General features: G+C 65.3%; 12 protein-coding genes. 9 read left to right on the plus strand and 3 right to left on the minus strand.

The features are described from left to right. Positions 1-16 precede the first annotated feature (16 nt). From NZU74_08205 to NZU74_08245, 9 genes are all read left to right on the plus strand, one after another. Positions 17-973 carry an arsenic resistance protein gene (locus NZU74_08205; protein ID MCS6881301.1) on the plus strand — a complete coding sequence of 319 codons (957 nt, stop codon included), beginning with the start codon at positions 17-19 and terminating at the stop codon, positions 971-973. Positions 974-1,280: 307 nt separating this feature from the next. Next, complete coding sequence (locus NZU74_08210; GenBank protein MCS6881302.1) at positions 1,281-3,329, plus strand: hypothetical protein; 2,049 nt, start codon at positions 1,281-1,283, stop codon at positions 3,327-3,329. A gap of 394 nt (positions 3,330-3,723) precedes the next feature. Beyond that, positions 3,724-4,548 carry a molybdate ABC transporter substrate-binding protein gene (gene modA, locus NZU74_08215; protein MCS6881303.1) on the plus strand — a complete coding sequence of 275 codons (825 nt, stop codon included), beginning with the start codon at positions 3,724-3,726 and terminating at the stop codon, positions 4,546-4,548. Next, the gene (modB, locus tag NZU74_08220; protein MCS6881304.1) at positions 4,545-5,228 is read left to right on the plus strand and encodes a molybdate ABC transporter permease subunit; all 684 of its coding nucleotides are present in this window, start codon (positions 4,545-4,547) and stop codon (positions 5,226-5,228) included. Before modA ends, modB begins: the two co-directional genes overlap by 4 nt. A 191-nt stretch (positions 5,229-5,419) precedes the next feature. Next, positions 5,420-6,580 (plus strand): ABC transporter ATP-binding protein, encoded by a 1,161-nt coding sequence (locus NZU74_08225; GenBank protein MCS6881305.1) that lies wholly within the window; start codon positions 5,420-5,422, stop codon positions 6,578-6,580. A 321-nt stretch (positions 6,581-6,901) separates the two neighbouring features. After that, positions 6,902-7,588, plus strand: a complete 687-nt coding sequence (locus NZU74_08230; protein ID MCS6881306.1) for a glycosyltransferase family 2 protein — start codon at positions 6,902-6,904, stop codon at positions 7,586-7,588. 16 nt (positions 7,589-7,604) lie between these two features. Next, positions 7,605-8,204, plus strand: a complete 600-nt coding sequence (locus NZU74_08235; GenBank protein ID MCS6881307.1) for a CDP-alcohol phosphatidyltransferase family protein — start codon at positions 7,605-7,607, stop codon at positions 8,202-8,204. 23 nt (positions 8,205-8,227) lie between these two features. Beyond that, positions 8,228-9,196: a hypothetical protein gene (locus NZU74_08240; GenBank protein MCS6881308.1), complete on the plus strand. Its 969-nt coding sequence runs from the start codon at positions 8,228-8,230 to the stop codon at positions 9,194-9,196. Positions 9,197-9,201: 5 nt separating this feature from the next. Then, a complete protein-coding gene (locus tag NZU74_08245) occupies positions 9,202-10,104 on the plus strand; it encodes a phosphatidate cytidylyltransferase (GenBank protein MCS6881309.1) in 903 nt (300 codons plus the stop codon). Positions 10,105-10,109: 5 nt separating this feature from the next. Here NZU74_08245 and NZU74_08250 read toward each other — a convergent pair whose 3' ends face one another. The 3 genes from NZU74_08250 to NZU74_08260 all read right to left on the minus strand — a co-directional run bounded on the left by NZU74_08250 (position 10,110) and on the right by NZU74_08260 (position 14,373). Then, complete coding sequence (locus tag NZU74_08250) at positions 10,110-11,315, minus strand: BtrH N-terminal domain-containing protein (protein MCS6881310.1); 1,206 nt, start codon at positions 11,313-11,315, stop codon at positions 10,110-10,112. A gap of 161 nt (positions 11,316-11,476) precedes the next feature. After that, positions 11,477-13,456 carry a hypothetical protein gene (locus NZU74_08255; protein MCS6881311.1) on the minus strand — a complete coding sequence of 660 codons (1,980 nt, stop codon included), beginning with the start codon at positions 13,454-13,456 and terminating at the stop codon, positions 11,477-11,479. Next, a complete protein-coding gene (locus NZU74_08260) occupies positions 13,453-14,373 on the minus strand; it encodes a bifunctional riboflavin kinase/FAD synthetase (GenBank protein MCS6881312.1) in 921 nt (306 codons plus the stop codon). Before NZU74_08260 ends, NZU74_08255 begins: the two co-directional genes overlap by 4 nt. Between the last annotated feature and the right edge of the window lie 10 nt (positions 14,374-14,383).

Consider the following 14,383-nt stretch of genomic DNA (forward strand, 5'->3'; position numbering starts at 1 on the left):
GCAAGGCGCTCAGACAATGCAACGACCGCTCCTGGAACGCGCCCAACTGGGGGTGTACCTCCTGGCGATTATCAGCGGGGCGCTGCTCGGCGCGGCGCTGCCGGGAGCGTCGCCCTGGCTCGAACTGCTGCTCTGGCCCACACTGGCCAGCCTGCTCTACGCGACGTTTACGCAGATTCCGCTGCTGCACCTCCGTCAAATCTGGCGCCAGCCACGCCTGCTGCTGATCATTCTGGGGGCGAATTTCCTGATCGTGCCGCCGGTGGTATGGGGGTTGATGGCGACGATCGGCGACGATCCCGTCCTCAGATTGGGTGTCGCCATGGTCCTGCTGGCGCCCTGTACTGACTGGTACGTGACCTTTACCCATCTAGGCAGGGGCGACGCGCGGCTGGCGCTGGCATCCACACCGTTGCTGCTGCTGGCGCAGATGGCGCTGTTGCCGCCATTGATCTGGCTCGTAGCGGGAACGGAAACCGCTGCAATCATCGAATCGCAGGCATTTGCCGCCGTATTTGTCGGACTGATCCTTATTCCCCTTACCCTCGCGTGGCTGACCGAACGCTGGGCGGAGAGCGCCCGGCCCGGCGCACGCTGGATAGCGCTCATGAGCCACGCGCCGGCGCCACTGCTGGGACTCACCCTCTGGCTCATCGCGGCAGCCAACATCCAGCGCCTCACGCTCGAGGTCGCAATGTCGCTTGGGCATATTGTGCTCATCTACCTCGGCTATCTGGCGCTGGTCCTGCTGATCGCCCGCGTCCTTGGATGGCTGCTCAAACTCGAAGCGCGACCCGCGCGCACGCTCTGTTTCAGCATGGGAACGCGAAACTCGTTTGTCGTGCTCCCTTTTGCCCTGGCATTGCCTGAGACTATGCACCTGGTTATTCCAGTGATCGTCCTGCAATCACTCGTGGAACTCGCCGGTATGCTCTTCTACCTGTGGTATGTTCCACGGTTGTTTCCGGATTGACCATCGCGTCGCAAACCGATGCCGCCGAACGGTGGTTCGTATGCCGCATCCCGGAAGCGTGACCTTACAATCTTTCTTAAACCGGCGCGCCAACCGTCCGCCGGCGCCTGCGGAGCGGCCTGTCCCCCGCTTCGTCCGGCCACGTCGCCGCGCGCGAGATTTGTTATACTGCAATCCATGCTGGATGCGCTATCCTGAGCTTTGGAAGCCCGGTTGCAACCTCAAATTGGCGGAGAAACGCGCCGTGTGCATCCAGTATCCCGGCGAGACGCACGTCCCACCGGGCGCATCGCAGAAAGGCTCCTCCATGCCGCCCTTCCGCTTCCGCTGGCGCCGGCTCGGGTGCTGGCTCCTGTTCCTGTTGACCGGGTGCAACGGTCTGGCGCCCCTGCCCGCCACTGCGCCGCCCTTGCCCCCGCCGCCGCCCATTGTTCCGCTGAACCGGCTCGCCGGGCAACCTCTGGCCGGCCCGCTGACGCCCCTGACCCCCGCAAACGCTGCTCAGGCTGCCACCCTGGCCACGCTCGGCGGGATTGGCGCGCCGCGGGCGGCTTTCTGGCTCGACGACGGGCGTATTGCCCTTTCCACCGATCTGGGCCTCGCCATCTGCGATCCGGCCACCGGCCAGATCGGCCCCCTCTTCGGCCCCCAGCCGCCACGGCTGGCCGCCGGCGTCCTGCCGGGACAGCGCCTCCTGCTGCAGAGCTTCGATCCCACGGCGCCTCTGGACGAACTGCTGATCTGGGACGTGGCCGCCGATCGCGCCATGCCCGTGCCCATCCCCCTCACAGCGCGCCTGACCCTGGCGCCCGCTGGCGCGCTCCTTGCTCTCCACGCCGCCCGCATCGAACAGGTTGGGAGCAACCTGATCGCTGTCGAGGATGGGCGCCTGGTCATCACCGATGCGCAGGGCCGCGAGGTCCGCACCGTGACCGAACCCTCTGCCGGGGCTGTCGCGTTCTCCACTGACGGGCGCCTCCTGGCTATCGGTCGTGCCGATTTCGCCACCATGCCTCCGGCGCTCAGCGTCGCCCTGGTTGACCTGGCTTCGGGCGCCACCCGTCAGACGCTCACCGGTATCACCTATCAGGTCGAAACGCTGCTCTTCGTCCCCGGCGCGTCGGCGCTGATCGTGCAGGAGAACGGCGGCGGGACCAGCCTGTGGGACGTGGAGAGTGGTCACAAGCTCCGTGATCTGGGAACCCTGGCGGGGATTGCCGCCGCCCCTGACGGTCGGCAGGTCGCAGCGATTGAGGGACCAGTGGTGCGCCGCTGGGGCCTCCCGGAGTGGCGCGAGTTGCCGCCGCTCGCCGTGCCCGCCGAGGTCGCGCCTGGACTTTCCGGCGCCGCGCTGGCCTTCGCTCCTGATGGCAACCGCCTGATGGCGGCTGGCCCCGAGCGGCTTATAGTCTGGGATCTGGCCGTGCCCGACGCTGCGCCTCTGGTGCGCGCCTTCACCGCCGCGTTGCGGCAGGTGGCGATTGCCCCCGACGGAGCGACCCTGGCGACGGCGGGGGGCCAGGAGAGTATTCTCTGGGATCTCGGCAGTGGCGAGGCGCGCTGGCGCGTCTGGGCCAACGTGCCGGCGGTCGCCTTCACGCCTGATGGCAGCCAGGCGCTGCTCCGCGCGGAACCGGCGGCTGAGCCGGGCGATCGTATTGGCCTGCGCGATGTTGCCGGCGATGCGCTGACATTGCTTGCTCTGCCTGCCAACTCACCCGCGTTCGCGGTGTCGCCCACGGGGACCAGTTTCGTGATGTCCGCCTCGCGGCGCCTGTTGCTCTACGATCTGACCACCGGCGGGCGGATCTGGGCGATTGACACCCCGCCAACGCTGGGGGGCGCCTTGAGCGGCACGCCGAGTTCCTCGGCGCCGGTATTCTCGCCCGACGGGCGCTTCGTGGCCATGGGCGTGGATACCGAGGTCCGCATGTGGGATGCCGCCAACGGAACCGAACTGCGGATCTTTACCCACAAGAGCGCCATGTCGGGCGTAGATCAGGTGGCCTTCGCGCCCGGCAGCGCCGTGCTGGCCTCGCTCACCCTCGACAGCGTGATCCTCTGGGACGTGGCCCGTGGCGAGGCCATCCGCACCCTGAAGCTCGACGACCCCGATCGCCTGTTTCGCAACCTCGCCTTTGGCCCGGACGGTGCGCTGCTGGCCACCGCCACGACGCGCAACGCGAGCATCCCGGAGAGTCAGGCGCTGCTCTGGGAGGTCGCGACGGGCCAGGCAGTGGCAACGCTGCCCGGTCACCCCGGCGCGGTCACGTCCGTCGCGTTTGCCCCCGATGGAACGTTTCTGGCTTCGGCGGCCACTGATGGCACGGTGCGCCTGTGGGGGGTGCGGCCCTGAACCGGCGGCGACCCGGCGTTCCGGCTTATCGGGAAGAGGCGTGAATCTGTGGAGGTGGGGAGGTGGGGAACTGTGGAGGCGGGGAGGTGGGGAACTGTGGAGGCGGGGAGGTGGGGAGGTGAAGCGCGCAGTGGTATGCCAACTCCTGTTGAAGACGATGCCTGCGCGTCATCCCCAGGTCGAATCGAAACGCCATATCCAGCAATCTAAAATCCAGGATCCAGAATCCGCAATGGCATTTATTGTGAACTAAATCTTTCCGTAACTCCGCCCCCTCCCCAACCCTCCCCCGCCGGGGGAGGGAGTCCGGCTCCTCCCCCCAACGGGGGGAGGTTGGGAGTGGGGCGGAAAGGCAAGGAAACTTCGTTCACAGACTATTTATGCTGGAGGCGCCGTGAAATTGTCCATCCTCATCCCCCTGACCGGCATCCTGCTGCTCCTGCTCGCCGCCTGCGGCGCGCCGCGGACGGGCGAGCCTGCGGATCGGCCCGCGAGCGGCGCCGCGGCGCAGGCGACCTCGGAACTTGTCGTCGCAGCCGCCGCTGACCTGACGCCGGCATTCCGGGAGATCGGCGCGTTGTTCGAGCAGCAAACCGGCATCCGGGTGATCTTCAACTTCGGTTCAACCGGCCAGCTTGCCCAGCAGATCGAGCGCGGCGCGCCGATAGACCTCTTCTATGCGGCGAACAAGTCGTTTATCGAGGATCTGAACCGCGAAGGGCTGGTCATTCCCGAGACCATGCAGGTCTACGCCCAGGGCCGGTTGACACTGTGGACGCGCCCCGACAGCCCGAATAAACCCGAACGTATCGAGGACCTGGTCGCCCCGGTCTATGCGCGGATCGCCATCGCCAACCCCGAACACGCCCCCTACGGCCAGGCAGCGAAGGAGGCCCTGGAGCGCGCCGGGATCTGGGGGGCCGTTGAGCCGCGTCTGGTGTACGGCGAGAACGTCGCCCAGACCCTCACCCTGGCCGATACAGGCAATGTTGATGTGGCCATCGTGGCGCTGTCGCTCAGTGTGCAGGGGAACGGTTCCTGGACGATTATTCCGGCGGAGTTGCACCCTGACCACCCGCTGATCCAGATGGTCGCGGCGATCAAGGGCACGCCGCGCGAGGCCGAGGCCCGCCAGTTCATTGCCTTTGTCAACGGCCCCGATGGGCACGCTATCATGAAGAAGTACGGCTTTATTCTTCCCAATGAGATTGTCGAATGAACTGGCCCGCCTTCTGGCTCTCCGTCCAGGTGACAACGATCGCGACGGTTTGCATCACCGTGCTCGGTCTGGCGCTGGCCCTGTTGCTCACCCGCGTCCGGCTGCCGGGGCAAATTGTCTTCGAGACGCTCCTCTTGCTTCCGCTGGTGCTCCCGCCAAGTGTAATCGGCTACTATCTATTGCTGGCCCTTGGCCGTGGCAGCCCGCTGGTAGAATGGTTCAACGTGCGCATTCTATTCACCTGGCCGGCCGCCGTGGTCGCCGCGACGGTGGTCGGGTTGCCATTGATGATACAGAGCAGTCGGGCGGCGCTGGCGAATGTTGATCCGGTCCTGGAAAACGCCGCACGCACCCTGGGTTCGAGCGAATGGCGCATCTTCTGGCAGATCACCCTGCCGCTGGCCCGGCGCGGCATCCTGGCCGGCATGATCCTCGGCGGCGCGCGGGCCCTTGGCGAATTCGGCGCGACGCTGATGGTCACCGGCAATATCCCCGAACGGACCCAGACGCTCCCGGTGGCGATCTACGATGCCGTCCAGGCCCAGCGCTATGCCGATGCGCACCTGATGGTGCTGGTGATGACCGGCCTGGCCTTCGTCGGCCTGCTCTCGGTGCGCTGGCTGGAGCCGCCGCCACAGCGCGCCCGCCGTGAGACCCGCTCGGACGCGCTTGATGAGTGAGTCGTCGCGCCCCTCCCGCAGGGCGGGCCCGAGGAGGGCCTTGCCCTCCCGGAAATCTCCCTCTCCCCCGTGTGGGGAGGGCAGGGTGGGGAAACCGGGTTTCCCCACGCCCCTGCCGCAGGGCGGGCCTGGCTCTCCCAGAACATCATCGGATACCCCGGAGATACGGATAGGCGCAAAGGGTGCGATCCATGGCCCCACAATTACAGGTGGAGTTTGAAAAACGCCTCGGGCCGATGCTGCTCCAGATGCAGTTCAGCGTCGGAGCCGAAATCCTGGTGCTCTTCGGGCCGTCGGGGGCCGGCAAGACCCAGACGCTGCAGGCCATCGCCGGGTTGATGCGCCCGGATCGGGGACGGATCGCCCTCGATGACACGCTCTTCTTCCAGCGCGAGCCGGGGGCCCGTTCGGTCCATCTTCCGGCGCGCAAGCGCCGGGTCGGCTATGTTTTTCAGCAGTACGCTCTCTTTCCGCATCTGACAGCGTTGGAGAATGTGGCCTTTCCGCTGGCCGGGCGGCGTGACGCCCACACCCGCGCCATGGCGCTGCTTGAGCGCATGCGCCTGGAGCACCTCGCCCGGCGCATGCCGCATGAACTTTCAGGCGGGCAGCAGCAGCGCGTGGCAATTGCCCGCGCCCTGGCGGCCGAGCCGCGCGTGCTCCTGTTCGACGAGTCCTTCTCGGCGCTGGATCGCCGCATCCGCGAGCGCCTCCACGCCGATCTGCGCACCCTCCAGGCCGAACAGCGGTTGATCGTGATCTACGTAACCCACAACCTCGACGACGCCTTTGCCGTCGGCCACCGCCTGGCCGTGGTTCGCGACGGGCGCGTGGAGCAGATTGGACGGCTGGACGACGTCTTCACCCGTCCGGCCAACCGTCGGGTCCTGGAGATCCTGGGGATTCCCAACGCGATTGCGGCGCGGGTGGTGGAGGTCACTCCGGCGCAGACGGTGCTCGACTGGGATGGGAAGCTGCTGGCCGCGCCGCCGCTCGATCTGCCGCCGGGGGCGGAGGTGACGGCCTACATTCGCCCGGAAGACATCCGGCTGATCTACCCCGATCGCCCCTTGAACCGCATGCTCGGGCAGAACCTGCTGGAAGGGAAGGTGATCGAACGGCGGCCTGGACGGCACCTGCACCACCTGCGCGTGGCCCTCGGCGATGGCCACCTGATCGAGGTGGCCCATCCGGCCTCGTCATACACCACCCTGCCGCTGTTCCCCGGCACGCCGGTGCAACTGGTGCTGCGGAAGGAGAGCATCGTTGTGATTGCCCCCCGCAACGCCGAGGGCCGGCGCAATGTGTCAACCACCGTTCTGGCCGACCAGCGCGACCAGGAGATGGCATAAGTCGTCGCCAACCGCATGTTCATCACACCCAAAACCAGCGACGAGCGGAGGATGGCACGGCACAGAGGCTGGGAGGGGGCGGACAGGCCAGGAAACTCACTTCACAGACTACTCAATAATGTACAGAAAAAGACTTGACTGATCATCAAGCTTTTAGGTATAGTAATAGCATCCCTGAGTATAAACGGAAAGCGCCCAATGGACAGGCGCACAGCATCGCCTAGCACCCACGAACCTTGCTGGCCGCTCCGCCGGTTGCTTGCGTCTCATATCTATCGCCGGCATGCTCCCCCACGGCCGCGTCCCCTGCGCTTTTCGTTTGTGATTCCGGCGCTCGATGAAGAAATGTTCATTGAGGACTGCATTCGTTCGATCCAGGCGCAGCAGGATCAGCCCCATGAAATTATCGTAGTTGACAATGGCAGCACTGATCAAACGGCTGCGCTTGCCCAACAATTGGGATGCATTGTCGTTCGCGAGGAAAAACGCGGCCTCAGCCATGCCCGCAATAGAGGTGCGCTGGCGGCAAGTGGAGATATCGTCTGTTTTATTGACGCTGACTGCAGGTTGTCGAAGGGGTGGCTACGAAGCGCGCGGCGCTGTTTTGCGCGATCCGGCATCGGCGCTGTTTTGGGGCCAAGCATCTATGTCCATGCGAGCCTGCTGAAACGACTCTGGTACAACCTGTATGTGGTTGGCGTTGTTGTTGCGGTCGCGGTATCACAGGTGTTCTTCCGGCGCATGGTCTTTACGGGCAACAACCTGGCGATCCGGCGCGACCTGTTTCTACAACTGGGCGGTTACGAACCGGTGATTGGCGAAGGATACTGGTTCAGCCGAAGGTTCTGGCGGCAATCCGCCTATCAAGGACGTTTCTGCGCGCGCATGATCCTGTGGAATTCGCCCCGCGGCTTCGAGCATCATGGCTTTATACGCACTCTGGCATACTGGATTCGTGGAACGCTGCGCAGGGTCTCACAGGAAGGCTACACCTACAAGACCTATTAAAGAAAGCGATGCCGCTATGCGTGAGCGGTTGATGTTTCTTTCTGAGCAGATGAAGCTGCTTCCCAATCAACTGACGGCGGCGCGGATCGTTCTTTTGCCGATCCTGTGGATCTGCGCATTCCTGAAGTTGTCGATCGTGCTGGGCATCGGCCTGATCATCTCCTTTGCGACCGATGTGCTGGATGGCCATGTCGCACGGCGTCTCGGCCAGGTCTCGCCATTTGGCAGCAAGCTCGACTCGCTTGCGGACAACCTCCTCATTCCATCAGGCCTGATATGGCTCTGGATGCTGAAGCCTGCGGTATACCACGATCACGGCCTGATCTGGATCATCAGCATTACGCTCTATTTTGCCTCGCTCCTGGTTGGCGCCCTCAAGTTTCGCCGCTTCGCCAATCTGCATCTGCATTCCAAACGTTACGGCTCCGTGCTCATGTATCTCTTCGCGTCGCATGCATTTATCGCCGAGCAGTATAGTTTGACGCTGTTCTACCTCGCAATGGGCATGTTTATCATATCTTCAACCGAAGGCTTGCTGTTGCAGTTGATCTGCTCGCACGTGGATGAACATATGGGCTCAATCCTCTTCGTTCTCCGGCGCCGGCTCTCCAGGTGAGCATAACATACTCGATGGGGAAGATGATGCGTTTCATCGCTGATGTTGACTTTCGTCGGCAATGCGTCGAGCGGCTCAACTTCCCTGCCGTGCTCCAGTCGGTGCCGCAGAAATGGTTGGTGGTCGTCAATCCATCCGCTGGCCATCATACGCATGGATGGATGCGGGAAATTGGCCACCGTATGCAACGCGAGCTTGGAAGCAATGTCGCCTTCACGCGCAGCTACGAACACATCGCCGAACTTCTCAGGGAGGCCCCGGACGCGGACGGAATAGCGGTCGTTGGAGGCGATGGGACGGTTGCAGAGGCGGTCAATCATATGCGTCTCGACCGCCAGTATCTCCTGGTGCTGCCCGGGGGGACCGGCAACGGGCTGGCCCGCGATCTTGGGATCGTCTCCATCGATCACGCTCTGGCCGCCTATCGTGCAGAAAGGCGGCAAACCGTCGATCTGCTCCAGGTTCTGTTCGATACGCCCTATGAACGGATCTGCCGTTTGATGGTCAGCACCCTGTCATTAGGGTATGCAGCCGAAACCGTGGTGCTGGCCGGGCGACTCCCACGTGCGCTCAACGCGTTCCGCTACATTGGCGCCTCAATCGTCCAGACTGCGCGCATGCCAGACCTGACGCTGGCAGTCGAGATCGACGGATCACCGCCTCTGGAGATGCGCCTTACCAATCTGATGATAAATAACACCAGGTACGCAGGCAATTTCTGTGCGTTTCCCAACGCAAGCCTGCTGGACGGCCAATTTGATCTGCTGCTCGCTGAAAACAGCTTCTGGCAGCAGATCTTCAATAATCTGGCCGTCCTGTCACACACCCATATGTATCGAAGCGGGCGCGATACTCGCGCCCGCTCAATACGTATTCGCTCCGCTACGTCATTGCGCCTCATGCTGGATGGCGAGATCTGGGAGGATGTTCGCGAGTTGCGTGTGCGCGTGCTCCCACAACGCCTGTGTTGCTACTGCCGGTCAACAGGTTGATCGCCATGAGCGACCGGCATCTTCAGGTGTTGCTGATCTACGCCGCGTTTCTGGCGCTAAGCATCGGGTTGACGCTGGCACGGCGCTGGCTGCGGGCCGCCGACCGCGGGCCGGGTGTGTGGAGGAAGTACCCGACCTACATCGTGTTAAATTTGATCTTTGTAGCCGCCGCCTGGCTGCCACCGTCATGGCGCGGCCTGGCGCTATTGCTCGCTTTGATCGGGGGTGGCGCCAGTTGGGAGATCGCACGGGCGCTCCGGTTAAGCATACACGAGCGCATCGTTCTGACGGCAGCTACCGTCAGTCTGGTGCTCGCTGCCGAATGGTTGACCCTCTCAGCGTATCTGTCAATCTGGCTGGGAATGCTGCTGTTGGCCTTGGCCGCCGGCGCGCTGATCGATGCACGTGGACGGACTGGCCCGCGTGTGATGGGCATTGCGGGCGCGATGGTATACCTCCCCATCTGCCTGGCGCCGCTCCTCTGGCTCTGGCACGGCGAGGATGGCGGATTCAGAGTCGTCTTTCTTTATTTGATTATTGCCGGGAATGATGCCTTTGCCCAGATTACCGGGCAGTTGCTTGGCGGACGCTTACTCGCGCCGCAGATCAGTCCGGGCAAGACCGTCGCTGGTGCAATCGGCGGATTCGTCTGTGCCGTCATGTTAGGAGGGGTGCTGAGTACGACGATCGGCTGGTCGGTTGTAACTGGCGTATGCGTCGGAGCAGCGCTCGGAATCGCAGGGCAGATCGGCGACCTGGTCGAGTCGAGCTGGAAGCGCGCGCTTGGGATAAAAGATTTTAGCACCCTTCTGGGGGCCCAGGGTGGGGTTCTCGATCGTTTCGACGCCTTGCTCTTCGCTTCGCCGGTGTTTTATCTGATAGTAATCAGTCCACTGGTTGAGCCGTGAAATCTCTACTGCGCGCCCTGCCGCTCCTGTGCCAGGTACTGCGCACCACCACTGGCCCTGGCAAGGAACGCCGCGCCCGCCGCGCGCTCGGCTGCCGCCGCTTCGCGCAGCGCGGTCGCGATCCGCCTCGCCCCGCGCCGGTCGGCGACCCCGCCGCCGAGCGCCGCGAGCGCGATGGCATAGCCGTCCGCCGCCTGCTCGAGCCGTTCGGCCGCCCGGGCCATATCAGCTTCGTCCGGAAAGCGTTCGCGCAGGAAGCGCGCGTTGTCGCGGCGGAAGCGCGCGGCGCTTTCCAGGCTCTCCTTGATCGCCGCAACGGGATAGCGCGATCCCCGCCGTTCGATCTGGTCGGCCACACGCTCCAGCACCACGACGCCGGTGGGCGGCCCGTAGCGATTGCCGCCCAGCGTGGCGTTCGCCAGGCGCTCCCAGACCGGTCGCAGATCGTCGGCCCGCGGACCGGGCTCGAAGATCGTGAGCGAGTAACGCCACGGATAGGCGAACCGGCGCGCCAGGCTGGTCACCGCCTGCAGCAGGCGCGCTTCCGTGATGTAGATCCCGATCTCGCCCGGCGGGCGCTCGCCAGGCGCACAGGTGGCCGGCGGGACGCAGACGGTCTCGTACAGGTAGAATCCGGAGGCGTCATAGCCAATTAACACGTCGCTATGGGCGATGAACGTGGATGCGCCGTAGAGCGCGCCCATGTCCAGGGCCACGCGCACCGGGTAGCCGCGGGCCAGGAAGGAACGCAGCGCCCGGACGTAGAGCGCCGGGTCGTCGGTCACGTAGTAACGTCGGCGCAGGCCCAGGTAGGGCGCCGCGTCACGCAGGCCCACTTCGGGATCGACGCCGCAGGGCAAGAACATGTTCGTCCTCGGGATCGCGCTGAACCCGTAGGTGAAGGCCATGAGAAAATCAATATGCGCGCGGGAGCAAAGGGCGCCGCGCTGCGCGGCGATCATCTGGAGGCTGGTAGATTGGCAGGCCGGGACATCGGCGGCGATCCAGGGCACGTCGCGCAGATGCTGTTCGGCCGGATAGTCGCCCACATCCGTCGCCGCTAATCGAATTGGCGCATACGTCTGCTCATAGTAACGCCGCAAGAAACCGCGCAGCAGCAACCGCCAGCCGACCGCGCCGGCCAGCGTCAGCGCCAACGCGAAGACAAGCGCGCCTGTTACGGCGTTGTGCCTGGTCAGTGTACGTTGCATGGCCGCACCTCACACTCCCCCATGGATGCCCGCGCGGTCCGCCACGAGGCTGCACGGCGCCTCCGGGTTCGTCTATTGAGAAGAGGGCTGCGCGCAGCGTTGGGCGGCTATCGCGTTTCTCGAAATGATTACCCGCTCAGCGTCCTCAGTGGCTCAGTGTCCTAATGCGTCAACGGCACCAGCGACATCTTGATCCCCAGCACCGCGCCCCGGTACCACAGAAACGCTCCCAGCCAGACGATCAAGGCCAGCGCCACCAGCGCTACCCGACGCCCCGCCGGGCGCTCCCACAGTCGCCCCAGCGCCGCTGCGCTGGCCAGACAGCATAGTGGAGCGATAAAGTAGACATACCGAACCTGCATGGTGTTGAGGTAATCCACCGCCACGTAGATGAAGGGCGTGATCAGCCATCCCAGCACCAGCGCCCGCCCCAGCGGGCGCTCGGCCCGTTGCAGTAGCAGCGGAATCCCCGGCAGCAACATCAGGAAGGGCAGCATACCCATGCCCCGCCAGACGGCCACCGGCAGCACGTAGTTCAGATAGGCCCGGTGCTCGGCCATGCGCTCGGGCGAGAGCAGGTGCTGGTCGCGCATGATCGTCTGCACCGACGCCAGCATCGGCGGCGCCACCGCGCTCAGGTACACCAGCGCGCATACACCGAGGGCGCCGAGGCCCGCCAGGGTCACCCCGCTCCAGGCCATCGCCGAGGGGCGCGGGCGCAGCCAGGCCAGGCCCAGCGTGAGCAACCCGGCGGTAACGGTGAGGATCAACACTCCCACGTGCGAGAGCAGCACCAGGCAGAGGCTCAGGAACAGCAAGGCCGCCCCCGCCCGGCTCGGGGCGCGCGTGTAGCGCAACAGCAGCCAGAGCAGCAGCAGCAGGAACATCTGGCCGCTGATGTTGCCCAGGAACCCCCACCAGATCGCCGTCAGAAACACCGGGAGCGGCGCCAGCAGTCCGGCTGCGATGAGCGCCGCCCGACGCCCCAGATGCAATTCGCGCGCCACCAGCGCCAGCAATGGCGGCCCGCAGGCATCGGCGAGCGCCGCGCCGATGTGCAGCGCGAAGGGCAGCTTCGGATGGAGCAGGAGGAGCGGCAACGCCAGGGTGTACGGCCCGCTAGGGTAGAAGGTTTGCCCACGGGCAAACTCGTGCGACCCGACAAACAAAAACACCTCCCCCCGCAGCACGTTGCCGAGGAAGATCGTCTGGATGTCCAGGTCGTTGAACGCGAAGCCCGGCGCGCTGACGCCGATCAGCCGCAACCCCAGGCCCGCCAGGGTAATCCACCAGAGGCGCCGCGCGAACCGCGCCTCGGCGGGCGCGACACGGGACAGCAGCCGGCGCGCTGCCAGACTGGCTGCCGCCAGGGTCGCCCCGACCAGCAGCAGCGACCAGACTCCCACAACCATCCAGCCGCTCGCCGCCACGTTCAGACCGGCCAGCAGAGCCGTCGCGCCCAATCCCGCCGCGACCATCCCGGCCATACGCGCGCCGTTGGCCCAGAACAGCGCCACCACCAGACCCACCAGAGCTGCCTCGGCCAGCAACGGGGCCAGCGCAGGACGGGCCGGCCCCGGCAGCGGGCGCACTCCCACCTGACCCAGCGCTACCGCCAGTCGCCGGTCATCCCCTGGCGGGCTGACCGTCGGGCTGGCGAAGCGCAGCCGAATCACGCCCTGCTCGACACTTGCGGGTGGCAGCAGAATATGGTATTTCCGCGCCGCTGCGGGCACGTCAAAGCGTAAGCGTTCATTGCCGGCGTACATGGCGAAAGCCAGCGGCCGGTCCGTGGGCTGCGGCGCGGCGTGCATATCGGCGCTGAAGATCGCCGGTGCGTTCCGCCCCAGGGGCAGCAGCACTTCGGCATCCCCCCGCGCCCAGCGGTAGGTGCGCGCCGCAGGATTGCCAGGGTTCACAATCTCGGGCTGGTACACGCCGCGCAGGAAGATCCGGTCGCCGGAGCCGATGGCACCGACATCGAGGCTCAACGAGCGCGGCAAAGCCAGGGAGAGCCAGAGGGTTGTGCAGATGAGCAGGGGCAGCGCTCCCGCAAGCAGCGCGGCGCGCAGGAGCGCTGGCGAAGGGGGAACCAGAGGCGCCTCGCGTGCCGGAACAGGCGAGCGAGTGGAGGCGCTCATGGCCGCAGCAACTCCCGCGCCCGCGCCGCGTCCTGGCGGATCTGCGCCACCAGGGCCGCCGGCCCATCAAACCGCTGCTCGCCGCGCAGCCGGTGCAGGAACGTCACCCGGATCGAGCGTCCGTAGAGATCGCCGCTCCAGTCCAGCAGGTGCGCCTCCACCGTCCGGTGCAAGCCATTGAACGTCGGGCGCAGACCAACATTGGTCACCGCCGGTAGCGCTTCGCCGTTGAGATACACATGACCGGCATAGACCCCATCGGCGGGCAGCACATGCGTCGGATCGATGCGGAGATTGGCGGTGGGAAAGCCGATCGTCCGGCCCCGCCGGTCGCCCTCGACTACGATCCCCCGCAGACCAAAGGGCCGCCCGAGCAGGGCCATCGCTTCATCAACCGCGCCGCGGCGCAACGCCTCGCGCACCCGCGACGCGCTCACCGGCTCGCCGCCAACGATGACCTTGCGCACCGCGCCCACCGCGAAACCCAGTTCCACCCCGATGGTCATCAGCGTAGCCACATCGCCAGCGCGCCCGCGACCCATCGCGAAATCTTCGCCGACCCACAGCTCGCGCACCGGCGCCGCGGCGACAATCTGCCGCATATACTCCTCGGCGCTGGTGGCCCTGGTTTCAGCGGTGAACGGCGCCACAATCAGCAGATCTGGCCCCAGCTCGGCGATCAGCTCGATGCGCTCCTCCAGACTGGTCAGCAGTTGCAGCGGGACATCGGGCCGGATCACCGCGTTCGGATGCGGCTCCCAGGTCAGCACGACGCTCTGCATCCCCAGACTGCGGGCCCGCTCGACGGTGGTGTTGATCAGTTGCTGATGCCCCAGATGCACGCCGTCGTACTTCCCCATCGTCAACACGGAAGGACGGGTGCTCAGACCTGGCGTGAGGAAGCGAACTACGTCCACAAGTCTTCTC

The organism is Chloroflexaceae bacterium (assembly GCA_025057155.1).
Taxonomy (GTDB): domain Bacteria; phylum Chloroflexota; class Chloroflexia; order Chloroflexales; family Chloroflexaceae; genus JACAEO01.